This window comes from Labrys sedimenti (genome assembly GCF_034424805.1).
GTDB classification, from domain to species: domain Bacteria; phylum Pseudomonadota; class Alphaproteobacteria; order Rhizobiales; family Labraceae; genus Labrys; species Labrys sedimenti.
The window spans coordinates 103,584-126,096 of record NZ_JAXOUF010000009.1; the positions used below are offsets into that span (position 1 = coordinate 103,584).

Annotated in this window: 22 protein-coding genes; 6 read left to right on the top strand and 16 right to left on the bottom strand. The window is 64.6% G+C overall.

The window, feature by feature from the left end; translation table 11 throughout:
* The first annotated feature begins 17 nt into the window (after nt 1-17).
* Genes ispH through rnhA form a run of 3 tightly spaced genes read left to right on the top strand, consistent with a single transcriptional unit; the run spans nt 18 to nt 2,454 of the window.
* The gene (gene ispH, locus U1R88_RS23135) at nt 18-1,007 is read left to right on the top strand and encodes a 4-hydroxy-3-methylbut-2-enyl diphosphate reductase (protein ID WP_322433481.1); all 990 of its coding nucleotides are present in this window, start codon (nt 18-20) and stop codon (nt 1,005-1,007) included.
* Nucleotides 1,007-1,972 (top strand): homoserine kinase, encoded by a 966-nt coding sequence (locus U1R88_RS23140; RefSeq protein WP_322433375.1) that lies wholly within the window; start codon nt 1,007-1,009, stop codon nt 1,970-1,972. Before ispH ends, U1R88_RS23140 begins: the two co-directional genes overlap by 1 nt.
* Nucleotides 1,969-2,454, top strand: a complete 486-nt coding sequence (gene rnhA, locus U1R88_RS23145) for a ribonuclease HI (protein WP_068291598.1) — start codon at nt 1,969-1,971, stop codon at nt 2,452-2,454. The genes U1R88_RS23140 and rnhA overlap by 4 nt, the downstream gene beginning before the upstream one ends.
* Nucleotides 2,455-2,562: 108 nt before the next feature.
* Here rnhA and U1R88_RS23150 read toward each other — a convergent pair whose 3' ends face one another.
* Together U1R88_RS23150 and U1R88_RS23155 are read right to left on the bottom strand one after the other, a co-directional pair.
* On the bottom strand, nt 2,563-3,045 hold the full coding sequence (locus U1R88_RS23150; protein WP_322433376.1) for a peroxiredoxin: 483 nt from the start codon (nt 3,043-3,045) through the stop codon (nt 2,563-2,565).
* Between the two features lie 97 nt (nt 3,046-3,142).
* Nucleotides 3,143-3,829 carry a protein-disulfide reductase DsbD domain-containing protein gene (locus tag U1R88_RS23155; protein WP_322433377.1) on the bottom strand — a complete coding sequence of 229 codons (687 nt, stop codon included), beginning with the start codon at nt 3,827-3,829 and terminating at the stop codon, nt 3,143-3,145.
* A 326-nt stretch (nt 3,830-4,155) separates the two neighbouring features.
* On the opposite strand from U1R88_RS23155, the gene U1R88_RS23160 reads away from it, so the two are divergent.
* Entirely contained in the window at nt 4,156-4,767 is a 612-nt protein-coding gene (locus U1R88_RS23160) for a YqgE/AlgH family protein (RefSeq protein ID WP_105862609.1), read from the top strand.
* A gap of 103 nt (nt 4,768-4,870) precedes the next feature.
* Here the strand turns inward: U1R88_RS23160 and U1R88_RS23165 are convergent, their stop codons facing one another.
* On the bottom strand, nt 4,871-7,753 hold the full coding sequence (locus U1R88_RS23165; RefSeq protein WP_068291929.1) for an EAL domain-containing protein: 2,883 nt from the start codon (nt 7,751-7,753) through the stop codon (nt 4,871-4,873).
* A gap of 389 nt (nt 7,754-8,142) precedes the next feature.
* Between U1R88_RS23165 and galU the strand changes: the two genes are divergently transcribed.
* Nucleotides 8,143-9,018: a UTP--glucose-1-phosphate uridylyltransferase GalU gene (gene galU, locus U1R88_RS23170; protein WP_322433378.1), complete on the top strand. Its 876-nt coding sequence runs from the start codon at nt 8,143-8,145 to the stop codon at nt 9,016-9,018.
* Nucleotides 9,019-9,106: 88 nt separating this feature from the next.
* On the opposite strand, the gene U1R88_RS23175 is transcribed toward galU, so the two are convergent.
* The 12 genes from U1R88_RS23175 to coxB form a co-directional block, all read right to left on the bottom strand.
* Nucleotides 9,107-9,499 (bottom strand): cupin domain-containing protein, encoded by a 393-nt coding sequence (locus tag U1R88_RS23175; RefSeq protein WP_322433379.1) that lies wholly within the window; start codon nt 9,497-9,499, stop codon nt 9,107-9,109.
* 83 nt (nt 9,500-9,582) lie between these two features.
* Nucleotides 9,583-10,170 carry a GNAT family N-acetyltransferase gene (locus U1R88_RS23180; protein WP_322433380.1) on the bottom strand — a complete coding sequence of 196 codons (588 nt, stop codon included), beginning with the start codon at nt 10,168-10,170 and terminating at the stop codon, nt 9,583-9,585.
* A gap of 8 nt (nt 10,171-10,178) precedes the next feature.
* Nucleotides 10,179-11,438, bottom strand: a complete 1,260-nt coding sequence (locus U1R88_RS23185) for a M16 family metallopeptidase (protein ID WP_322433381.1) — start codon at nt 11,436-11,438, stop codon at nt 10,179-10,181.
* Nucleotides 11,435-12,847 (bottom strand): threonine synthase, encoded by a 1,413-nt coding sequence (thrC, locus tag U1R88_RS23190; protein ID WP_322433382.1) that lies wholly within the window; start codon nt 12,845-12,847, stop codon nt 11,435-11,437. Before thrC ends, U1R88_RS23185 begins: the two co-directional genes overlap by 4 nt.
* 137 nt (nt 12,848-12,984) lie before the next feature.
* On the bottom strand, nt 12,985-13,740 hold the full coding sequence (locus U1R88_RS23195) for an SURF1 family protein (protein ID WP_322433383.1): 756 nt from the start codon (nt 13,738-13,740) through the stop codon (nt 12,985-12,987).
* A complete protein-coding gene (locus U1R88_RS23200; RefSeq protein ID WP_068291621.1) occupies nt 13,737-14,114 on the bottom strand; it encodes a DUF983 domain-containing protein in 378 nt (125 codons plus the stop codon). The genes U1R88_RS23195 and U1R88_RS23200 overlap by 4 nt, the downstream gene beginning before the upstream one ends.
* Before the next feature lie 168 nt (nt 14,115-14,282).
* Nucleotides 14,283-15,119: a cytochrome c oxidase subunit 3 gene (locus tag U1R88_RS23205; RefSeq protein ID WP_322433384.1), complete on the bottom strand. Its 837-nt coding sequence runs from the start codon at nt 15,117-15,119 to the stop codon at nt 14,283-14,285.
* Between the two features lie 31 nt (nt 15,120-15,150).
* On the bottom strand, nt 15,151-15,771 hold the full coding sequence (locus U1R88_RS23210; RefSeq protein WP_322433385.1) for a cytochrome c oxidase assembly protein: 621 nt from the start codon (nt 15,769-15,771) through the stop codon (nt 15,151-15,153).
* A gap of 1 nt (nt 15,772) precedes the next feature.
* Nucleotides 15,773-16,018, bottom strand: coding sequence for a hypothetical protein (locus tag U1R88_RS23215; protein ID WP_068291626.1), 246 nt, complete (start codon nt 16,016-16,018; stop codon nt 15,773-15,775).
* On the bottom strand, nt 16,015-16,938 hold the full coding sequence (gene cyoE / locus U1R88_RS23220; protein ID WP_425545473.1) for a heme o synthase: 924 nt from the start codon (nt 16,936-16,938) through the stop codon (nt 16,015-16,017). Before cyoE ends, U1R88_RS23215 begins: the two co-directional genes overlap by 4 nt.
* Nucleotides 16,939-17,137: 199 nt before the next feature.
* The gene (ctaD, locus tag U1R88_RS23225) at nt 17,138-18,784 is read right to left on the bottom strand and encodes a cytochrome c oxidase subunit I (RefSeq protein WP_322433387.1); all 1,647 of its coding nucleotides are present in this window, start codon (nt 18,782-18,784) and stop codon (nt 17,138-17,140) included.
* A gap of 33 nt (nt 18,785-18,817) precedes the next feature.
* On the bottom strand, nt 18,818-19,684 hold the full coding sequence (gene coxB, locus U1R88_RS23230) for a cytochrome c oxidase subunit II (protein WP_425545471.1): 867 nt from the start codon (nt 19,682-19,684) through the stop codon (nt 18,818-18,820).
* 366 nt (nt 19,685-20,050) lie between these two features.
* Between coxB and U1R88_RS23235 the strand changes: the two genes are divergently transcribed.
* Nucleotides 20,051-20,593, top strand: a complete 543-nt coding sequence (locus U1R88_RS23235) for an invasion associated locus B family protein (protein ID WP_311943311.1) — start codon at nt 20,051-20,053, stop codon at nt 20,591-20,593.
* Between the two features lie 195 nt (nt 20,594-20,788).
* Here U1R88_RS23235 and U1R88_RS23240 read toward each other — a convergent pair whose 3' ends face one another.
* Nucleotides 20,789-22,441 carry an acyl-CoA dehydrogenase family protein gene (locus tag U1R88_RS23240; protein WP_322433388.1) on the bottom strand — a complete coding sequence of 551 codons (1,653 nt, stop codon included), beginning with the start codon at nt 22,439-22,441 and terminating at the stop codon, nt 20,789-20,791.
* Between the last annotated feature and the right edge of the window lie 72 nt (nt 22,442-22,513).

Here is a 22,513-nt window from a genome sequence, read left to right on the forward strand (position 1 = left end):
CCCATATCCGGGCCGAGATGATTGCTGAAAAACCCGCCCTCACCATTCTGCTCTGCTCGCCCCGCGGTTTCTGCGCCGGGGTCGTCAGGGCGATCGACGCCGTCGAGCAGGCCTTGAAGATCTATGGCCCGCCGGTCTATGTGCGCCATGAGATCGTGCACAACAAATATGTGGTCGAGAATCTCAAGTCGAAAGGTGCCATCTTCGTTGAGGAACTCGACGAGGTGCCCGAGACGCGCGCGCCGGTGATCTTCTCGGCCCATGGCGTCGCCAAGTCGGTGCCAGCCGCCGCCGCCGATCGCAATCTGTTTGCCATCGACGCGACCTGCCCGCTGGTGACCAAGGTGCATCGCGAGGCCGAGATCCATCACAAGCGCGGCCGCGAGATCGTGCTGGTCGGGCATCGCGGCCATCCCGAGGTCATAGGCACGATGGGGCAGCTACCGGACGGCGCCGTCAGCCTGATCGAGACGGTCGCCGATGTCGCCGCCTTCGCGCCGTCCAATCCGGATGCGCTCGCCTATGTGACCCAGACCACGTTGTCGGTCGACGATACGCGCGACATCGTGGAGGCCCTGAAGGTTCGCTTCCCCTCGATCGTCGGCCCGCACAAGGAAGACATCTGCTACGCCACCACCAACCGCCAGGAGGCGGTCAAGGCCGTGGCGCCACGGGTGGAGGGCTTCATCGTAGTGGGGGCGCCGAACTCCTCCAATTCGCAGCGCCTGCGCGAAGTGGCGGAGCGCTCGGGCTGCCTCATTTCGGAACTGGTGCAGCGCGCCTCCGATATCGATTGGACCCGCTTCGGTGGATTGAAGTCCCTGGGGGTCGCGGCCGGCGCCTCTGCGCCGGAAATCCTGGTCGAGGAAATCCTCGACGCCTTTGCGGAGCGCTATGCCATCACCGTGGAGACGGTTTCGACCGCCGATGAAAGCGTGTTCTTCCCGCTGCCTAGGGATTTGAGGGAGAACGACATGCGCAAAATTGCAGAAGATGTTGCCCGCTGATGGCCGTTTATACCGAAGTCAATGACGAGGATCTCGCCTGTTTCGTCGCCGAATACGACATCGGTGGGGTACTGGCCTGCAAGGGCATCGCCGAGGGCGTCGAAAACACCAATTACATCCTGCGCACCGAAAAGGGCGCCTATATCCTCACCCTCTATGAAAAGCGGGTGAGGCGGGACGATCTGCCCTTCTTCATGGCCCTGATGGAGCATCTTTCCGCGAGCGGCGTGACCTGCCCGACCCCGATCCGGCGGCGGAACGGCAAGGTGCTGGGGGAACTCGCCGGGCGGCCTGCCGCGCTGATCAGCTTCCTGGAAGGCGTCTGGATCAAGAAACCGAATGTCGAGCATTGCGGTGCCGTCGGCCGCGCGCTCGCCGCCATGCACAATGCCACGCTGGGCTTCCCGATGGAGCGGCCCAACGCCTTGTCTCTCGCCGGCTGGGAAACGCTCTACAGCCAGGCGGATGGCCGGGCCGACAGCGTGCAGGCCGGGCTCGATGCTGCCATCGCCGAGGAACTCGCCTTTCATCGCGCCCATTGGCCGCAAGGGTTGCCGACGGGCGTCATCCATGCCGACCTCTTCCCCGACAATGTCTTCTTCCTGAACGGGCGGCTTTCGGGCCTGATCGACTTCTACTTCGCCTGCACCGACATTCTCGCCTATGACGTCGCGATCTGCCTGAATGCCTGGTGCTTCGAACCCGATCACGCCTACAACGCCACCAAGGGCAGGGCGCTCCTGGCCGGTTATCGCGCCGTTCGGCCGCTCTCGGATGCCGAGATGGCGGCCATGCCGGTGCTGGCCCGGGGATCGGCCCTGCGCTTCATGCTGACGCGCCTGGTCGACTGGCTCAACGTTCCCCCCGGCGCCATGGTGAAGCCGAAGGATCCTCTGGAATATTGGAAGAAGCTGCGCTTCCACCAGCGCGTCGCCAGCCCGGCCGAATACGGGTTCGACCTATGACGGCCCAAGCTACGGCAAAGAAAGTGACGCTCTATACCGACGGCGCCTGCTCGGGCAATCCCGGCCCCGGCGGCTGGGGCGCCATCCTGATGTTCGGCGAGCACCGCAAGACGATGTGCGGCGGCGCCCTGGAGACCACCAACAACCGCATGGAGTTGCAGGCGGCGATCGAGGGGCTGGAAGCTTTGACGCGCGGCTGTGCCGTCGACCTGCACACGGACAGCCAATACGTCAAGAACGGCATCACCGGCTGGATCCACGGCTGGAAGCGCAATGGCTGGCGCACCGCCGACAAGAAGCCAGTGAAGAACGAGGACCTTTGGCGCCGCCTCGACGCGGCGCTGGAGCGCCACGAGGTCGAGTTCCACTGGGTGAAGGGCCATGCCGGCCACCCTCTCAACGAGGAGGCCGACCGTCTGGCTCGGGAGGGCATGGCGCCCTATCAGCAGGAAAAGCGGGACAGGGCGGCGGCGCTTTCGTGAGATTCGGTAGGCCGATCTTCCAAGCTCTGTCGAGAGATGGAGCGGGACCGGCCTCTTTCCGAAGGCATGGTGCTTCCATGCCGGTCCGAAGACCGGCACACCGAGCGATCAGATGGCGTTGAGCAGCGTCTCGGCGCCGGAAATGTCGAGCTTGCCGCCGTCATCGAGGTTGAGCACCTTCACCACGCCGTCATCGACCAGCATGGCATAGCGCTGCGAGCGCACGCCCAGGCCCGCGGCGACGCGGTCGAGCTCCATGCCGGTGGCCTTGGCGAAATCGCCGCTGCCATCGGCGAGGAAGTCGATCTTGCCGAGACCGCCCGTGGCCTTGGCCCAGGCCTGCATGACGAAGGCGTCGTTGACGGCGGTCACCGCCACGGTGTCGACGCCCTTGGCCTTGAAGGCATCGTAATGTTCCAGATAGCCCGGCAGGTGGTTGCGGTGGCAGGTGGGGGTGAAGGCGCCGGGCACGGCGAACAGCACCACCTTCTTGCCGCCGAAGATGTCGGCCGTGGTCTTGGCCTCGGGCATGTCCTGCGTCACCAGACGAAAGGTCACATCGGGGAGTTTGTCGCCAGGCTTGATCGTCACTGATATCTCCATGGGTGACGCCATGGCGAAGGCTGCCCTGTCATCCCCTTGCAATTCTGCACGATCGGGATGGCCGCTCCGCCGCCATGACGAGAGTCTACGGCAACCGATATAGGCTTTCGACGCCGGCCTCGCCAGTCGAGAGCGTGAAGCGCAGTTCGTTTCCGGCGATGGTCGCGCCTTTCGGCAGTCCCTCGAGCGGCAGCACAAAGCTCTGGGGATTGGCCTTGTCCGCAGTGTCGGCCGGTTCCGGCATCGGCAGGTACCATTTCATCGGCCCCTCCACGAACAGGGCCGAGGCGGAGGGGGCGCTGACCTCGATGGTCAGGCGGGCCGGGGTGGTCGTGGTGTCCAGGCGAACCTGCTTGATGGCGAGGGGAGCCGTGGCGCCGATCTCACGCGATACCGGTACTTGCTTCAGGGCCTGCTCGATCTCGGCGCTGCCTTGCCCTTGCGTCGTCGCGCCGGGAGAAAGCACGACGTCGGCGCTGCCCTTGGCCGGCACGCAGATCGTCTTGCAGGCGGCATAATCGAGGCCGAGCGCCAGCTTGACCGGCTTGGACGGATCGATCGCGCTGATCTTGAGCGGCAGCACGACCTGGTCGTGATAGACGGCCGACGACGCGCCTTCCTGGTCATAGCGGCTCGGCGCGGGCCACAGCACCGTCACCTCGCGCAAATTCTCCGACCTGGACCAGTCGAAGGTCGGGGGAATGCCGGCATCCCCCGGATTGCGCCAATAGGTCTTCCAGCCCGGTGCGAGCTGAATCTCCAGACCCGCCATCCCCTCCGGATGCGCTTGGCCGGGAAGCAGCTGGATGACGGCGCGCGGGTCCGATTGAGCTGGATCGGACTGGCTGGGTGAACCGGCTAGGGCCGGCAGAGCACACAAGGCGAGGAACCCGGCGAGTATGGGAAGGACAGGACGGCTGGACATTCGGATAGCTTGCGGTTCCAAACAGGAGGTCTCGGCAGACGGATAACTGCGAATGGTCAATAGCGCCATGCACGAAGGCGTGACACTCTTGTGAAGCCTACCGTCGGCGCTTCGCCAAGGTTGGCCAAATTTATGCCTTAACAAAGCCGATACGATGCGGCACGATCATGTCCATGACAGGGTACATTCCATTCGGCAGCGATTCATCCGGCGGTTTCCTCGACGGCAAGATGCTCGTGGCCACGCCGTCCATGCAGGATGAGCGCTTCGCACGCACGGTAATCTATATCTGTGCGCATTCGTCCGACGGTGCCATGGGCATCGTGGTCAACCAGCCGGCCAAGAACATCCGCTTTCCCGATCTCCTCAAGCAGCTCGGCGTCATCGACGGCGTCTCGGACATGCGTCAACCGAGGGGCGCGCCGATCCGCATCGTCAATGGCGGTCCGGTCGAATCCGGCAGGGGATTCGTGCTCCATACCAACGACGTCTTCATCGACAATTCGACCATGCCGATCGAGGACAATATCTGCCTGACCGCGACGCTCGACATTCTGCGCTCTATCGCCATCGGCGAGGGGCCGGAACAAGCCCTGCTGGCGCTGGGCTATGCCGGCTGGGGTGCGGGGCAGCTGGAACGCGAGATCCAGGCCAATGGCTGGCTGCACTGCGATGCCGATCCGGGCCTGCTGTTCGACGACCAAGTCGACACCAAATATACGCGGGCGCTGCGCAAGCTCGGCATCGAGCCCGGCCTATTCTCGCGGGACGCCGGGCACGCGTAGGCGAGGAGCGTTTCTGGTGTGCCGGTCTTCAGACCGGCATTTGCTTCCTTGCCGATGAACGCGCCGTTTCCAAGAATTGCCGGTCTGAAGACCGACACACCCATTACGCCCGCAGCCGTATCGGCCCGGCAATCAGCCTGCGGGCTTCCTCCGCCGTGACAGGATCGCCGAAGGCTTCGCCCTGGGCGAACTGGCAGCCGAGCTCACCGAGTTCGGCGGCATCGCTATCGGCCTCGGCACCGTCGGCGATGATCTCCATGCCGAGGTCGCCCGCCATGGCGATGATCGAGCGCAGGATCACCGGCCGGCCGCGCTCGCCTTCCTTGACGAAACTCGGATCGATCTTGAGCATGTCGAAGGGGAAGCGCTGCAGATAGGACAGGCTGGAATAGCCGGTGCCGAAGCCGTCCATGGCAAGGCCCACCCCGAGATCGCTGAGCTGGGCCAGGATCTGGGCGGCATATTCGGGATTTTCCATCACCAGGCTCTCGGAGACCTCGAGCTTGAGCGAGCCGCGCTCGATGCCGGCCCGAGCCATCACCGCCTTGATGTCCTGGACGAGGTCCTGGCGCAGCAATTGCCGGCTGGAGATGTTGACCATGCCGAACAAAGGAGGCTCGACCTCGACCAGGCGCTGCCAGATCGAGAGCTGGCGGGCAGTGCGGTCGAGCACGAACAGGCCGACATCGACGATCAGCCCCGTCTCCTCGGCCATGGCGTTGAACTCGCCCGGCGGCAGGCGGCCGAGCTTGGGATGCTCCCAGCGCACGATCGCCTCGAAGCCGGCAATGGTGCGATCCTGCAGGCGCACCACCGGCTGGAACAAGACCTTGAGTTCGTCGCGTTCGATCGCTCTTCTCAGATCGGCCTCCAGGGTGGAGCGGTCCGGCCGCTCGACCCGCATGGCCGACCGGAAGATCTCGATGCGATCGCCGCCGATCTTCTTGGCGTTGTACATGGCGATCTCGGCGTCCTTGATCAGTTCGTCCGCCTTGACCGGAGCCTGGGGATCGTACATCGCCACGCCGACCGAGGCGGTAAGGAAGATTTCGCGGTCGGCAACGGCGATGGGCGCGCGCAGCGAGCGGCGAATCGACTCGGCAAAGGCCGAGATCCGCTCCGGATCGGGTTCCGACAGCAGAAGGACGCCGAACTGATCGCCGAAGATGCGACAGACGCTGTCGCGGGGCTTCATCAGGCGTGAGAGGCGGCGCGACACCGTCAGCAGGATCGAATCGCCGACGGAATGGCCGACGGCATCATTGACCTGCTTGTAGCGGTCGAGATCGAGGATCAGCACCGTCGGCTTGGTGGTGCCGTCCTGCTTGGCCTGGACCAGCGCGGCTTCCAGCCGATCGGTGAAGAGTTCGCGGTTGGGCAGGCCGGTCAGATTGTCCCTGACGGCATCATGGAGCAGGCGCTCCTCGGCCGTCTTCTGCTCGGTGACATCGGAGACGGTGCCGACGCAGCGCACCACCTCGCCATCCGAGCCCACGACCGGCCGGGCCTTGAGGTTGAGCCACATATAGTGGCCGTCGGCGGCCCGGATACGGAAATCCAGGCTGACGCGGCCGCGGCGCTGGTCGATGACCGCGTCGAGGGCGGTGCGGAAGCGGTCGCGGTCGAAGATATGGACGAGCTCGAGCCAGTCGGCGGCAGGGCCATCGAGGGCGCCCGGGGCGACGCCGAGCAACTGGTCGGCCTCGGGGCTGACATAGATGCGATCGGCCGGCACGTCCCAGTCCCAGACCACGTCGCCCGAGCCGGTGAGGGCGAGGGCCTTGCGTTCGGTGTCGGTCATCAGGCCGGGCGCAAAGGCGCTGCCGGCAAAGGCGTGCTGCATCACCGTGAAGCCGATCAGCATCACCACCAGCACCAGGCCGCCGGTGAGGGCCGGCTGCACCAGGTCGTTGGTGAGATGGCCCATGATGGTCAATCCCGCCGCCGCCACCCAGCCGAGCAGCAGGGTCCAGGTGGGTATCAGCATCACGGCCCGGTCATAGCCGTAGAAGGCCAGCAGCAGGATGATCAAGAGGCCGACGACGGCCAGCGTGGCGATGGAGATGCGGGCGACGCCGGCGGCGACTGGGGCGTTGATCACCGCCAGGCCGACGAGAGCGGCCAAGGCGGTGAGCCAGAGCGCCGAGACCACGGAGTAGCGCACATGCCAGCGGTTGAGATTGAGATAGGCGAACAGGAAGACCAGGAGCGTGGCGGAGAACACCGCTTCGGCGCCCGCACGCCACACCCTGTCTCCATCCGGGGGAATGGCGAGGAATTTGTGCAGGAAGCCGAAATCGATGGCCAGATAGGCCAGCACCGCCCAGGCCAGCGCGGCGGCGGCGGGGAACATCGCCGTGCCCTTCACCACGAAGGCGATGGTGAGGAACAAAGCGAGGAGGCCGGCAATGCCGAGCACAATACCCTTGTAGAGGGTCAGCGAGTTGACCTTGTCCTTGTAGGCGTCGGGATCCCAGAGGAAGAGCTGGGGCAGCTTGGCGGTACGCAATTCGGCCACGAAGGTCACGCGGGAGCCCGGGTCGAGCGTCACCCGGAAGACATCGGCATCGTCGTCCTCCTGCCGTTCGGGCTGGAAGCCCTGGCTCGGCGTGATTTCCGCGATGCGCGATGCGCCGAGATCCGGCCAGACCAGGCCGGAGCCGACCAGGCGGAAATGCGGCGCCACCACGATGCGGTCGATCTGCTCGTCGGTGGTGTTGGCGAGGGCGAACACGATCCAATGCGGATTGGTTCCCGGCTGCTTCGAACGCACTTCGATGCGGCGCACGATGCCGTCGGCGCCCGGGGCGGTCTGGATCTGGATGCGGTCGCCCTGGCTGGAATAGCTTTCGACAGCGGGCAGGAGATCGATGGCGTCGACCTCGCCGTTGACGTCCACCGGCTCCAGGGCATGCGCAACGCCGCCGACCATTGCCATGACGAGCATCATGACCATGGAGGCTGCGACGACGCGAATGAACTGCAACATACGATCTCCAGCCAGGCTTCCCGGCGCCCCCTTGCGACGGTCCTGGTTCATCTCACTTCGAAGGGCCTGCCCACCTGCCACTCAATTGTGTCGAGAAGCAGTAGCCAGCAATGCGAAATTGGGCAAGCTGCGCCGGTCGGATTCCTGTTGGCGGAATGGAGATTGCGTGCCGGCAGCTCCGTCCAGCGTCATCATCGTGCAGGCCGGGCCGATGTAGAGGCTGTCAACAGCGATTTCGCCCTTACCTCATTTTTGACGTTCAAAGCTGCCAAGGCTGAGATTGCTGCATGGCCAGACTCTGAGTAGGCTCGCATAAACCGTTCCTTCATCCGAGGGGGCAATAAGAACAACCAACCTTCCCAAAGGGCACCGATCAAAGGATTCCTATGACGCGCATTCGCAAAGCTGTATTTCCCGTCGCCGGCCTCGGTACGCGCTTTCTGCCTGCCACGAAATCGGTGCCCAAGGAGATGCTCACCGTGGTGGACAAGCCTGTCATCCAGCACGTGGTGGACGAAGCCCGCGAAGCCGGCATCGAGCACTTCATCTTCGTGACCGGCCGCAACAAGGGCGTGATCGAGGATCATTTCGATATCGCCTATGAACTCGACGCCACGCTCAAGGAGCGCGGCAAGATGGAAGCCTATGAGGAATTGCAGCGTTCGCTGCCGGGCGCGGGCCAGACCAGCTTCACGCGCCAGCAGGCCCCGCTCGGCCTCGGCCATGCCGTCTGGTGCGCGCGGGAGATCGTCGGGCGCGAGCCTTTCGCCCTGCTGCTGCCCGACATGCTGCATCACGGCAAAGGCAAGGGGTGCCTGGCCGAGATGGTCGATGCCTATGACAAGGTTGGCGGCAACCACATCGCCGTGTTCGAGGCGCCGGAAGACCAGACGCATCAATACGGCATCGTCGGCAAGGGCGAGAGCGTCGGCGGCAATGCCTTCGAGATCACCCAGATGGTCGAAAAGCCCAAGAAGGGCACGGCACCTTCCAACCTGGCGGTCTCCGGCCGTTACATCCTGCAGCCCGAGATCTTCGATCTCCTGGAAAAGCAGGAACGCGGCGCGGGCGGCGAGATCCAGCTCACCGATTCCATGCTGAAACTGGCTCAGGGGCAGAAGTTCTACGGTTCGGTGTTCAAGGGGCGCATCTACGACACCGGCATGAAGATCGGCTTCCTGACCGCCAATGTCGCCTATGCGCTCGAGCGCGAGGGCCTCGGCGACGAGCTGAGGGCGGAGTTGAAGGCCCTGCTGGGCTGACAGGGTTTTGGATGAAATGGCCCGGGAAACCGGGCCATTTTTCTGGGTGCGGACACGGCAATGCGCCTTCGTGTCGCGATGTCCGGGCTCAACCGGGAAACTCGTAGACCACGTCCGAAAAGCGTCCGGTCGGGAAGACATAGAAGAGCCGAAGTTCGGCATCGCCTTCGTTGCGCAGCGAGTGCCAGGCATTGCCGGGGATGAAGATCGTCGCTCCCTTGCCGACGGGGCTCTCCGCGCCATCGACCGTGAGCACGCCGCTGCCTTCCAGGATGAGATAGAGCTCCGCTTCGGCGTGACGGTGGGGCGGATTGGTGCCGCCGGGCGGCAGGATGGCGATTCCAGCGCTGAGGCTGTCGGTCGGCGTGATCTCAGCGCTGATCAAGGTGTGCCAGGCCACGCTCCCCTTGGCGGGATCGTCCCAGGCTTCCCGGGGCCGCTCTTCAGCCCGGGTGATGACGAGTTGAGTTTCCCCGATCACGATGCCCTCCGCGCGGTGATGCCGTGAATATACGATCCTACCCTCTGGGAGCGCTTGGTGAAGCAAGGCTTCTCGCCCCCCCCTCAGCGGATCTCGTCGCTCGACAGGATTGCGTAGAGCAAATGGTCGCGCCAGGCGCCGGCGATGCACAGATAGGAGCGGGCATAGCCCTCACGGATGAAGCCGACGCGCTCCAGGAGCCGGATCGAGGGGCCATTCTCCGGCAGGCAGGCCGCTTCCACCCGGCGCAGGCGCAGCGTGCCGAAGGCATAGGGCAGCAACGCACGCACGGCATCGCTCATCAGGCCCTGGCCGGCATGGGCCTGACCCATCCAATAGCCGAGCGAGCCGGTCTGCGCCACGCCGCGGCGGATCTGGCCGAGGGTGAGGCCGCCGACCAGCGCGCCGTCGCTCGAGCGGAAGATGAAGAAGGGGTAGGCGGCGTCCGCCCTCGCATCCTGGCCATAGCGCTTGATCCGCGCCCGAAAGGCCGGGCGGGTCAGATCGTTTGGCGGCCAGGTCGGCTCCCAGGGGCGCAGGAATTCCCGGCTTGCGCCTCGCAGGGCGGCCCAGGCCTCGAAATCGCGCATTTCCGGGGCACGCAGCTCAACCTTCTCGCCACGGACCGGCGGTACGACGTCGGCGAAGGAGAAGGGCCGCAGGAAGGACATTCACCGCCTCATGCCGCCAGATGGGTGCGGATCTTGTCGAGACGGGGCAATTTTTTGACCGGCCCGAGGGCTGCCAGGGTCGGCGGCGACGCCAGCACGGCCTCGCCCGCCTGGCGCACGTCCTCGGCGGTGACTGCGTCGATCTTGGCAATCAATTCCGCCGGGGGCAGGGGGCGGCCCCAGATCAGCATGTGGCGCGCCATCTGCTCGGCGCGCATGGCCGAGGATTCGAGCGCCATCAGAAGGCCGGCCTTCATCTGCGCCTTGGCGCGGGCGATCTCCGCTTCGGTGGGGGAGGCGGCAGCGGCCGCGACGGTATCCAGGATCACCGGCACGAGATCCTTGAGGTCCTCGGCGCCGGCGCCGGCGGATATGCCGAAGATGCCGGTATCCGCATAGCCCCACTGAAAGGCATAGACCGAGTAGCACAGGCCCCTTTTTTCTCGCACCTCCTGGAACAGGCGCGAGGACATGCCGCCGCCGACCAGATTGGTGAAGATTCCGAGAGCCGGGCTGAGGGCATCCTTGTAGGAACGGCCGGCAAAGCCGATCAGCACATTGGCCTGTTCGTGATCGGTCACCATCACGTCCTCGCCGCCGCGATAGATCGCCGAAGCCGGTTCGGGGCCGCTGCCTTCGGGCAGATGGGCGAACAGGCGGCCTGCCTCTTCGACGACGCGATCATGCTCGACGGCCCCGGCAGCGGCGACCACCATGCGGCCGGCCCGGTAATGGGTGTCGAGATAGGTCTGGATCGCCTTGCGGTCGAACGACATCACGGTTTCGGGGGTGCCGAGAATGGGGCGGCCGAGGGGCTGATGCGGAAATGCGGCCTGGTTGAACATGTCGAAGACCAGATCGTCCGGCGTGTCCTCGACGGCGCTGATCTCCTGCAGGATGACATTCTTCTCCCGCGCCAGTTCATCGGCATCGAAGACGGACTGGGTGAGGATGTCGGCCAGGATGTCGAAGCCGAGGCCGACATCTTCCTTCAGCACGCGGGCGTAATAGGCGGTCTGCTCGCCGGATGTCGCGGCATTGAGTTCACCGCCGGCGCTTTCGATCTCTTCGGCGATGCGCTTGGCGTCACGGGTCCGCGTGCCCTTGAACGCCATATGCTCGAGCAGATGGGCGAGGCCGTGCTCCTTCTCGCCTTCCGAGCGGGCGCCGGCACCCGCGAAGACACCGAGCGAAGCGGTTTCCAGATGGCTCATCGCGTCGGTGACGACGGTCAGGCCGGAGGGGAGGCGGGTTACCTCGACGCTCATGCGGCTGCACCTTGGGCCGCGCGGGAATGCTTGCGGACGAAGGCCTCCAGGACCCCGAGGTCATTGGGCAGGACGGTAAAGCGCTCGGGCCGCTCATAGAGATCGGCGAGGGCATCCGGCAATTTGGGTTCGATGCCCGAGGCGTCCTTGACCGCGGCCGGGAACTTGGCGGGATGGGCCGTGCCGAGCACGACCATCGGCACGCGGCGATCGGGTTCGGCCTTCCACGCCGCCATCACGCCGACGGCCGTATGAGGATCCAGGAGGTAGCCGGCGTTGCGCCAGATCATGCCGATCGTCTTGGCGACCTCCTTCTCGTCGGCGCGCTCGGCGTCGAACTCCGCCCGGATAGCCTCATAGGCGCCTTCGTCGATTTCGAAGGCGCCGGATTGGGCGAGATTGCCCATCAAGCGGCGGATCTGGCCGGCATCGCGGTGATAGGCGTCGAAGAGCAGGCGTTCGAAATTGGAGGAAACCTGGATATCCATCGAGGGCGAAGACGTCTCCTTCACACCGCGTGCCTCGTAGACGCCCGTCGCGATGGTGCGCGCCAGGATGTCATTGACATTGGTGGCGATCAGGAGCCGCTCGATCGGCAGGCCCATGCGCTTGGCGACATAGCCGGCGAAAATGTCGCCGAAATTGCCCGTGGGCACCGAGAACGACACTTTGCGATGCGGCGCGCCCAGGGTCACCGCGGCGGTGAAGTAATAGACGATCTGGGCCACGATACGGGCCCAGTTGATGGAATTGACGCCCGACAGGCCGATTTCGTCGCGGAATTCGAGATGGTTGAACATCGCCTTCAGCTGGGCCTGGCAATCGTCGAAATTGCCCTCCAGCGCCACGGCATGGACATTGGGCGCATCGACCGTGGTCATCTGCCGGCGCTGCACCTCGGAGACGCGGCCATGCGGATAGAGGATGACGATGTCGACTTGTTCGAGGCCGCGGAAGGCTTCGATGGCGGCACTGCCGGTGTCGCCCGAGGTGGCGCCGACGATGGTGGCGCGCTTGTTGCGGGCCTTCAGGGCGTGGTCCATCAGCCGGGCGAGCAACTGCATCGCCACGTCCTTGAAGGCAAGCGTCGGGCCGTGGAACAGCTCCTGCACGAACAGATTGTCACCGATCTGCACCAGCGGCACGACGGCTGGATGGCCGAAGCTGCCATAGGCCTCCTGGATCATCCGGCGCAGGGCTGCCGGCTCGATCTCGCCGCCGACGAAGGGCGAGATCACCGCTTCGGCGACCTGCCAATAGGGTTTGCCTGCAAAGGAAGCGATCTGGGCGTGGGACAGAACCGGCCAATGCTGCGGCACATAGAGGCCGCCGTCGCGGGCAAGGCCGGCGAGGAGGGCATCGCAAAAGCCGAGGACGGGGGCTTCGCCCCGCGTGGAAACATAGTGCACGGTTCTATCCTTTCGGTGCCGGAAGCGCCGCCAATACCAGTCGCGCGCCGTCCGGGACACAAGTCTTCATCCTGTAATCCGCCCGGGGCCGACGGGCAAGGCGCGTATCGCCGCCTCCTTGCCCAGCGGCGCCGTCCTTATCCCGCCGGTTTGCGCCTCAGGCGCAGGACGAAGGCGATGTAGACCCCAACCAGACCGAGGGCGAGACCGAACCAGGTCAGCGCATATTGCAGGTGGTTGTTGGGGAAGGCGAGAATGGTTTCTCCGCCCTCGGGCAGGCCGCCGGGGGCGCTGGCATCGGCATCGATGAAGAACGGTGCGACCCGCGTCAGCCCCTCGGCCTTGGCAATGCCGGCGATGTCGCGCGTGAACCAGTTGCCGGCGGCAGGATCGTCTGCCGGCGTGAAGAGATTGCGGTCTTCCGTCCAGCGGGCGAGGCCGGTGATGGTGACGGGACCGGCGATCTGCCCGGCCTGGCGGCTGGCGGGATCCTTGGCGTTCTCGGGCACGAAGCCGCGATTGACCAGGACGGTGGAACCGTCGGGACGGATGAGCGGTGTCAGCACCCAGTAGCCCACGCCGCGAAACTGCCCTTTGGCATCGGGCAGGTTGGTGAAGGAGCGGATCTCCTTGGCGTGGTCGAAGGTCCCCGAGACCTGCCAATGCCGGTATTCGAGGCCGTCCCGCGTCAGGCGCGGCCAATCGGCTTCGGGGGGCGGAGCAACGGGAGCCGCGGTGGTGCGGTCGGCAATCTCCTTGAGCAGGCCGAGCTTCCATTGCAGACGTTCGAGCTGCCAGATGCCGAGACCGACCAGGAAGGCGCCCATCACCAGCATCGAGATCGTCAGCACCACCAGCGAGCGCGGACGCGAGGAGACCACGGACGTCGTCATTCTTCCAACCGGCCCTCGGCCGCCTTGTTGGTATATTGCAGGGCAACGAGTACGCCCTTCATCCAGCGCAGCAATCCGAGACAGACAGCGAGGGAAAGCGGCAGCCAGAGGATGATGTGCACCCAGACCGGAGGCGAGAAGGTGAATTCGACATAGACGGCTGCGCCCAGCAGGATGAAGCCGGCGACCAGGATGACCAGCACGGCCGGCCCGTCGCCCGAATCGGCAAAGCTGTAGTCGAGGCCGCAGGCGCTGCATTTCGGCTTGAGACTGATGAAGCCGTCGAAGAGCTTGCCCTGGCCGCAACGCGGGCATCTGCCGCGCGAGCCGGTCTGGAAGGGCGAAAGCGGAGCGTAGTGCTGATCCTGCGACATGATTGGGGAGCCCTAAAAGGAAACGGCCGGGGAATCCCGGCCGCCTCGTTGATCCTAGAGCAAAACGCGTTCAAGTGTGAACGCATTTTTACTCTAACTCTTTGTTTGGACGCGTCTTTGCGATTCTTGGTGGCACCGTAAAATCGCAAAACGCTATGTGAAGGCGGCTCAGCCGTGCACGCCGCCGGGACCATAACCCCAGATGTAGATGCAGGCGAACAGGAACAGCCAGACCACGTCGACGAAGTGCCAGTACCAGGCGGCGAACTCGAAGCCGAGGTGATGGCGCTGGGTGAACTGGCCCAGATTGGCGCGCAGCAGGCAGACAGCCAGGAAGATGGTGCCGACGATCACGTGGAAGCCGTGGAAGCCCGTCGCCATGAAGAAGGTCGAGCCATAGATGTGGCCCGAGAAGGAGAATGGCGCGTGGGCATACTCGTAGGCCTGGCACAGCGTGAAGATCAGGCCAAGGATGACCGTCAGGATCAGGCCGTTCCTCAGGCCCTTCTGGTCGCCCTCGAGCAGAGCGTGATGGGCCCAGGTCACCGTGGTGCCGGAGGTGAGCAGGATCAGCGTGTTCAGGAGCGGCAGATGCCAGGGGTCGAGGGTCTCGATGCCCTTGGGCGGCCAGACGCCTCCCGTCAGGGCGGTGCGAGCGACCTCGGCGGCATCGCCGGGGAAGAGGGCGACGTCGAAATAGGCCCAGAACCAGGCGACGAAGAACATCACTTCCGAAGCGATGAACAGCATCATGCCGTAGCGATGATGGAGCTGCACCACCGGGGTGTGATCGCCCTCGGAAGCTTCCTTGATGACGTCCCACCACCACATCAGCATGGTGTAGAGCACGCCGATCAGGCCGACGCCGAACACCAGCGGGCCGTAGGAATATTTGTGCATCCAGGTGATCAGGCCGATGGCCAGAACGAAAGCCGCCATCGAGCCGACGAACGGCCATGGGCTCGGATTGACGAGGTGGTAATCATGGTTCTTGGTCTGAGCCATGGCTTTCTCCAGATGCCGGTCGCCCGGGAACTTATAACTGTGGTTTGCTCGACGTGTCGGTTTTCGGTTCGGCCGCCGCGAGCGGAGTCACGGGAGGCTTGGCCGGATAGTAGGTATAGGAAAGCGTGATCGTGCGCACGCCGGCAAGATAGTCGACCTTGTCGATCGCGGGATCGACGAAGAAGACCACCGGCAGCTCCTGGCTCTCGCCCGGCCCCAGTTTCTGGTTGGTGAAGCAGAAGCACTGGATTTTTGAGAAATACGCACCGGTTTCCTGCGGCGTCACATTGTAGGCGGCCGCGGCATAGGTGGTTTCCTGGGAGAGGTTGGTGATCTTGTAGTAGACCGTCTTTACCTCTCCGGCCTTGACCGTCACCGAGCGCTGCTCGGGTTCGAACTTCCAGGGCAGGGCCGGGTTGATGTTCGAATCGAAGCGCACTTCGAAGCTGCGGTCGAGGATCTGGCCCGGAGCGGCCTCGGCGACGCGCGTGGTCCCCGCAAAGCCGGTGACCTGGCAGAACAGCGTATAGAGCGGCACTGCGGCATAGGCCGCACCAACCATCGATGCCACGAACGCGATGCAGGACACCGCGATTATGCCATTGCCGACCTTGGGGCGCGAAGAGGAAGGCTTGTCGGGCGTTCCGGCCATTCTAGAACCCCTTGTCGAGCACGCCGGGGCCTTTGACGAAGCTCACGGCATAGACGAGCAGCACGAAGGCGATGAGGGCGGCGGCGATCGCGATCGAACGCCAATGCAGCTTGCGCGCCTGGTCGGCCGGCAGCCTGGCGACCCAGCTATCCTTCGGTGGGCGCTGATAGGCGAGGGGACGGAACAGGATGATCAGCAGCAGGATGATCAGGGCCGGTCCGATGAACCACAGATGATGCGCCATCATGCCAGGACCCTCATCACCAGCGCCTCGCCGAGCAGGCAGGCGAACAGCACGAACAGATAGAGGATCGAGTAGCCGAACATGCGCTTGGCGGGTCCCATGTCACCGGGCTTGCGCCAGATGTCGATGGCAAGCCAGAGCATGCCGAGCCCACCCAGGCCCGCAACCACGCCATAGCTCCAATGCGCGTAGCCGAGCAGCCAGGGCAGCATGCCGATCGGGGCGAGCAGCACGGTGTAGATCAGGATCTGGCGGCGGGTCTCGTGGTCTCCCGCCACCACGGGCAGCATCGGCACGCCGGCTTTTTCGTAGTCGCCCGACTTGAACAGCGCCAGCGCCCAGAAATGGGGCGGCGTCCACATGAAGATCAGGGCGAAGAGCACGAGGCTTTCCACCGTCACAGTGCCGGTCACCGTGGCATAGGCGACGACTGGGGGCAGGGCACCCGCCGCGCCGCCGATCACGATGTTCTGCACCGTCCAGCGCTTCAGCCACATCGTGTAAACAACGACATAGAAGAAGATGGTGAAGGCGAGCAGGCCCGCGGCGAGGAAATTGGTGAAGACGCCGAGCGCCAGCACCGACAGGCCGGACAGGATGATGCCGAAGGCGAGCGCTTCGCCCGGACTGACGCGGCCGGCCGGAACCGGGCGGTTGCGCGTGCGCGACATCACGGCGTCGATATCGGCGTCGTACCACATGTTGAGGGCGCCCGAGGCACCGGCGCCGACCGCGATGGCGATCAGGGCGGCAAGACCGATGACCGGATGGATCGGGCCGGGTGCCACGACCATGCCGGTGAGGGCGGTGAACACCACCAGCGACATCACTCGCGGCTTGAGCAAGGCCAGGAAGTCGCCAACCGACGCGATGCTGATCACGGGGACAGCATCGTCAGCCTCGCCTTGGATGGGCATGCCGATATCGGTCAAAGAACGTTCCTTTTCGTCGGGCCGGCCGGGCGGGAGATGCTTGGTCTGAAACACCTGGCCGAAGGCCCTTGCGGGCCGGTTTTCTTCTCGAGCCTTCAGGGAAAGGCTCGAGAAGAAAACCTGTTTGCTGGAGGCGGGAGGGCGGCCGTCGAAGCGGCCCCCCACCCGAAAGCGCGTGCGGTCGAGGGGCTCAGCGGATGCGGGGCCGCGTCTCGAACGGATGGAAGGGCGGCGGCGAGGACAGCGTCCATTCCAGGGTGGTGGCGCCTTCGCCCCAGGGATTGGCGGCCGCCTGCTCCTTGCGGACGAAGATCGCATAGAAGTTGATAGCCAGGAACCAGATCACGCCGCCGAAGAAGATGAAGGCACCGAGGGAGGAGACCAGGTTCCAGCCCGCGAAGGCCGGGTTGTAGTCGACGAGGTGGCGAGGCATGCCGGCCAGGCCCAGGAAGTGCTGCGGCATGAACAGCATGTTGGCGCCGACGAAGGCGATCCAGAAATGCACCTGGCCCATCCAGTCAGGGATGACGTAGCCGAACATTTTCGGGAACCAGTAGTACCAGCCCGCGAAGATGGAGAAGACCGCGCCCAGCGACAGCACGTAGTGGAAATGCGCCACCACGTAATAGGTGTTGTGCAGCGAGCGGTCGACACCGGCATTGGCCAGCATCACGCCGGTGACGCCGCCGACGGTGAACAGGAAGATGAAGCCCGTCGCCCACACCATGGGCGCCTTGAAGTCGATGGAGCCGCCCCACATCGTGGCGATCCAGGAGAAGATCTTCACGCCGGTCGGCACCGCGATCACCATGGTAGCGAACACGAAATAGGCCTGCGTGTCGACGTCGAGGCCGACGGTGTACATGTGGTGGGCCCACACGACGAAGCCGACGACGCCGATGGCGACCATGGCATAGGCCATGCCGAGATAGCCGAAGATGGGCTTGCGCGAGAAGGTCGAGATGATGTGGCTGACGATGCCGAAGCCCGGCAGGATCATGATGTAGACTTCGGGGTGACCGAAGAACCAGAACAGATGCATCCACAGGATCGGGTCGCCGCCATTGGCCGGATCGAAGAAGGCGGTGCCGAAATTACGGTCCGTCAGCAGCATGGTGATGGCGCCGGCGAGGACGGGCAGCGACAGCAGCAGCAGGAAGGCGGTGACCAGCACGCCCCAGGCGAACAGCGGCATCTTGTGCAGCGTCATGCCCGGTGCGCGCATGTTGAAGATGGTGGTGATGAAGTTGATGGCGCCTAGGATCGAGGAAGCGCCGGCCAGATGCAGCGACAGGATGGCGAAATCCATCGCCGGCCCGGGCGTGCCCTTGATCGAGGACATCGGCGGATAGGCCGTCCAGCCGGTGCCGACACCGAGGTCGTCGGCGCCGGGACCGCCGGGCACGAACATCGAGATGATCAGGAGGCCGAAGGCCGGGATCAGCAGCCAGAACGAGATGTTGTTCATGCGCGGGAAGGCCATGTCCGGCGCGCCGATCATCAGCGGCACGAACCAGTTGCCGAAGCCGCCGATCATCGCGGGCATGACCATGAAGAAGATCATGATCAAGCCGTGCGCGGTCACGAACGCATTGAACGTGTAGGGGTTGGTGAAGAATTGCTGGCCCGGGAACATCAGTTCCGCGCGCATCGCCACCGACAGGAGGCCGCCGATGATACCCGCGACCAGCGCGAAGATCAGGTAGAGCGTGCCGATGTCCTTGTGGTTGGTCGAATAGACATAACGGCGCCAGCCGGTCGGATGATCATGCGCGTCATGGGCATGCGGATCTTGGGCATGATCCCCATGCGCCGATGCGTTGTGGGCAGTGGCCATCACATTCAATCCTTTAGTCGAGCCGTCAGGCCATTACTTTACTACGACGGTGGTCGCGGCTGCGACCTTGTCCGGGGCGGCGCCGTTCATTGCAGTCTTCTTGCTCGCCACCCACTTCTGGAACTCTTCCTCGCTTACCACGCGGAAGGCGATCGGCATGAAGGCATGGTCGCGGCCGCACAGGCGCGAGCACTGGCCATAATACATGCCTTCGCGGGTGGCCTTGAACCAGGTCTGGTTCAGGCGGCCGGGAATGGCGTCGATCTTGATGCCGAAGGAGTTCACCGAGAAGGAGTGAATCACGTCGTTGGAGGTGACCTGCACCACCACCGTCTTGTTCACGGGCACGACGACCTCGTTGTCCACCTTGAGCAGGCGCAGCGGATCGCTCATGGGCAGGTCGCGTACCATGGTGGAGGAGAAGGAAATGTCGCCATTGTCGGGATATTCGTAGTCCCAATACCACTGGCTGCCGGTCGCCTTGATGGTGAGGTCGGCCTTCGGAATCACTTCCTCCATGTAGAGGAGCTTGAACGAAGGCAGGGCGATGCAAACCAGCACCAGAATCGGCAGTACCGTCCACGCCACTTCCAGGATGGTGTTGTGCGTGACCTTGGAGGGGACCGGGTTGGCCTTCTTGTTGAAGCGAACGATCACATAGAGCAGCAGGACCATCACGAAGAGGGTGATGGGGACGATGAACCACATCACATAGGTATGGAACCAGTTGATATATTCCATGACCGGCGTAGCGGGTTCCTGCAGGCCCATCTGCCAGGGCTGCGGCTCGCCGAGACCGCCCTTGGCGGCCTCTTCGGCACTGGCCGTGCCGATCATGAGGCCCCACAGCAGCGATGACAATGCCACCCCGCCCATTTTCTTCCTAGCCTGGAAAGCCATCCGCCTTCTCTCCAATTCCCCGCCGACACGACGCAGCCGAAGCGGCACGTGATACGCCTCTTGGCTCGTTACCAGTCGGGAGCGCCAATCGCGCAAAACTCTCTGGCGCGCAGATTTCACGGATTGGAACTCATGTAAAGCACACGGTCACTCAAAAACCACAATCCACAGCGCATCGCAATGGTTCGACGTCCACGGTTTGTGCGGCAATTGGGCGCGAAAGCGCCATGATGTGCCGTCAACCTGAGTGGAACACCGTCGCGGCGCCGTGCTTGACAGTCAGGGCCTGTCTGCTACCCGTCGCGGCTGAAATCCAAACCGGGCCTGCGAGCCCTGATTCGGCGAGGATGTAACTTGTTGGCACACATGCTGAAACATGCTCTTGCGACCACGCTGCGGCGCGTAGCCGGCCTTTCCTTCGCGGGCCTGCTGGCCGGTGCCGTGCTTGGCGGTCCTGCCGCGGCGCAGCAGACCGATCAGCTCGGCGTGCTGCGCTCGACCCACGACAATTGGCAGGTGCGCTGCGATACCCCGCCGGGAGCCCAGCAGGAACAATGCGCTCTGGTGCAGGCCGTCACCGCGTCCGATCGCCCCAATGTGGCCCTCTCGGTGCTGGTGCTGCGCACGGCGGACCAGAAGAGCCGCCTGCTGCGGGTGATCGCGCCGCTCGGCGTGCTCCTGCCGTCCGGTCTCGGCCTCAAGATCGACGGCAAGGATGTCGGCCGCGCTGCTTTCGTCCGCTGCCTGCCGACGGGGTGCCTGGCCGACGTGGTGCTCGATGATTCCCAGATCGGCATGCTGCGCACCGGTAAGGAAGCCACCTTCATCATCTTCCAGACACCGGAAGAGGGCATCGGCATTCCCCTGACCCTGAAGGGCTTTGGCGAAGGTTTCGACAAGCTGAAATGAAGTCGGAGGGCGTCGGCCTTCAATTGTGGCAGCTGAGGCTGGGACCGCGGACGTCCCGTTCGCCTCTTCCTTTCCGGCGAGCATTCGTTTCCAAGGGGCGGTCGAGGCATTCGCGGTCCCAGCCGGCTGCTCCGCTCTAAGCCATTGGCGGCGTTTACCTAGTTTCGAGAATATTGGCGCAGCCGGCACTCGGTGCTACCGGGAAGGTTTCACTCTCGCCCGATCCAGAATCGGCTGCAGGTTCAGGCCGGCGGGGAGGGCGCCGTAGCAGCCGCGCATGCCGCCGGCGAGGCGGCCGGCAATGAAGGCTTCGGCCATCGGTGCGAGACCATGGCGGAGCAGGAGCGAGGCTTGCAGCGCCAAGGCGAGATCTTCCACCAGGCGGCGTGCCAGAGCCTCCTGCATGCCATCGGTGCGCATACTTTTCTCGATGACGGCGACGAAGGCGTCGTAGCGCCGATCCAGCCCGTGTGCTGCCTGCAATTCGGCGCGCAGCGCCTCGACGGTCGCGGGTTCCTTGCCGAGGGCGCGCAGAACGTCGAGCGCATTGACGTTGCCGGAGCCTTCCCAGATCGCATTGACGGGAGCCTCGCGATAGAAGCGGGCCAGCGGTCCCTCTTCGACGAAGCCGTTGCCGCCGAGACATTCCAGCGCCTCGTAGCTGAGGTTGGGCAGGCGCTTGGTCACCCAGAATTTGGCGATGGCCGCGCCGATGCGCGCAAAGGCGGTCTCCTGTGGCGTGTTGCCGTCAAAGGCCCGGGCGACGCGCATCACCAGCATGGTGGCGGCCTCCGCCTCGATCACGAGGTCGGCAAGGACCGGCTGCATCAGGGGCTGCTCGATCAGCAGTTTGCCGAAGGCCCGGCGGTGGGCGGCGTGATGCACGGCCTGGACCGCGCATTGGCGCATCATGCCGGCGCAGACCAGGGCGGCGTCGAGCCGGGTCTGGTTGACCATGGCCATGATGGTGGCGACGCCGCGTCCCTCATCGCCGATGCGCCAGGCGAGAGCGCCGGCATATTCGATCTCCGCCGAGGCGTTGGAGCGATTGCCGAGCTTGTCCTTGAGCCGCTGGATGAAGATGGTATTGCGGGTGCCGTCGGGCCGCCAGCGCGGCACGAAAAAGCAAGAGAGGCCACCGGGCGCCTGAGCCAGGGTGAGGAAGCCATCCGACATCGGAGCCGAACAGAACCATTTGTGCCCGGTGAGTTCGTAGAGGTCTTCGCCGAGGGGGGCTGCGCGGGTGGTGTTGGCCCGCACGTCGGAGCCGCCCTGCTTTTCGGTCATAGCCATGCCGATGGTCGCCGCCGTCTTGTCGGCTGCCGGCCGGGCCGAGCCGTCATAGGCGTCGGCCAGAATGAGCGGGCCCCATTGCCCGAAGAGGGCGGGTGCCTGGCGCAGTACGGCGAGGCTGGCGCCGGTCATGGTGATCGGACAACACACGCCGGGCTCGATCTGGGTCAACATATATTCCAGGGCGGCATGGGCGACGAAGCCGCCGGGGCGGCCGGAAGCCGGCAGGGAATGGATGCCGGCTTCCAGGCCGCGGGCCATCAGAGCATGATAGGCGGGGTGGAATTCGACGTGATCGATGCGCTGGCCGAAACGATCGAAGCTATGCAGCTCGGGCGCGTGCCGGCCGGCGGCCTCGCCGAGCGCGATCGCTTCCCCGCTGCCGATCGAGGCTCCGAAGGCGCTCGCCGCCTGCCGGGCCCAGTCTGCGCCTTCGCGCTCCAGGGCGGCCTGGAGCCCGGGGTCGCTGTCGAACAGGTTGTATTCGAGCAAAGGCGGGACCTGATTGGTCACCTGATGGGTCGGCAGGTCGGCGATCGGCTCTTGCGCAATCATGGCGTGGCTTCCTGACTGTGGGTCAAATTATCGCGTGGGAGCACCTCTGGCGAGGGGGGAGGAAGACAGGGG

Excerpts from the sequence above, each read along its gene's own strand:
- ispH (WP_322433481.1), top strand. The coding sequence starts at position 18 with ATGATTGCTGAAAAACCCGCCCTCACCATTCTGCTCTGCTCGCCCCGC.
- U1R88_RS23140 (WP_322433375.1), top strand. The coding sequence starts at position 1,007 with ATGGCCGTTTATACCGAAGTCAATGACGAGGATCTCGCCTGTTTCGTC.
- rnhA (WP_068291598.1), top strand. The coding sequence starts at position 1,969 with ATGACGGCCCAAGCTACGGCAAAGAAAGTGACGCTCTATACCGACGGC.
- U1R88_RS23155 (WP_322433377.1), bottom strand. The coding sequence starts at position 3,829 with ATGGCGGGTCTGGAGATTCAGCTCGCACCGGGCTGGAAGACCTATTGG.
- U1R88_RS23160 (WP_105862609.1), top strand. The coding sequence starts at position 4,156 with ATGACAGGGTACATTCCATTCGGCAGCGATTCATCCGGCGGTTTCCTC.
- galU (WP_322433378.1), top strand. The coding sequence starts at position 8,143 with ATGACGCGCATTCGCAAAGCTGTATTTCCCGTCGCCGGCCTCGGTACG.
- U1R88_RS23180 (WP_322433380.1), bottom strand. The coding sequence starts at position 10,170 with ATGTCCTTCCTGCGGCCCTTCTCCTTCGCCGACGTCGTACCGCCGGTC.
- U1R88_RS23185 (WP_322433381.1), bottom strand. The coding sequence starts at position 11,438 with ATGAGCGTCGAGGTAACCCGCCTCCCCTCCGGCCTGACCGTCGTCACC.
- U1R88_RS23195 (WP_322433383.1), bottom strand. The coding sequence starts at position 13,740 with ATGACGACGTCCGTGGTCTCCTCGCGTCCGCGCTCGCTGGTGGTGCTG.
- U1R88_RS23200 (WP_068291621.1), bottom strand. The coding sequence starts at position 14,114 with ATGTCGCAGGATCAGCACTACGCTCCGCTTTCGCCCTTCCAGACCGGC.
- U1R88_RS23205 (WP_322433384.1), bottom strand. The coding sequence starts at position 15,119 with ATGGCTCAGACCAAGAACCATGATTACCACCTCGTCAATCCGAGCCCA.
- U1R88_RS23210 (WP_322433385.1), bottom strand. The coding sequence starts at position 15,771 with ATGGCCGGAACGCCCGACAAGCCTTCCTCTTCGCGCCCCAAGGTCGGC.
- U1R88_RS23215 (WP_068291626.1), bottom strand. The coding sequence starts at position 16,018 with ATGATGGCGCATCATCTGTGGTTCATCGGACCGGCCCTGATCATCCTG.
- ctaD (WP_322433387.1), bottom strand. The coding sequence starts at position 18,784 with ATGGCCACTGCCCACAACGCATCGGCGCATGGGGATCATGCCCAAGAT.
- coxB (WP_425545471.1), bottom strand. The coding sequence starts at position 19,684 with ATGGCTTTCCAGGCTAGGAAGAAAATGGGCGGGGTGGCATTGTCATCG.
- U1R88_RS23235 (WP_311943311.1), top strand. The coding sequence starts at position 20,051 with ATGCTGAAACATGCTCTTGCGACCACGCTGCGGCGCGTAGCCGGCCTT.
- U1R88_RS23240 (WP_322433388.1), bottom strand. The coding sequence starts at position 22,441 with ATGATTGCGCAAGAGCCGATCGCCGACCTGCCGACCCATCAGGTGACC.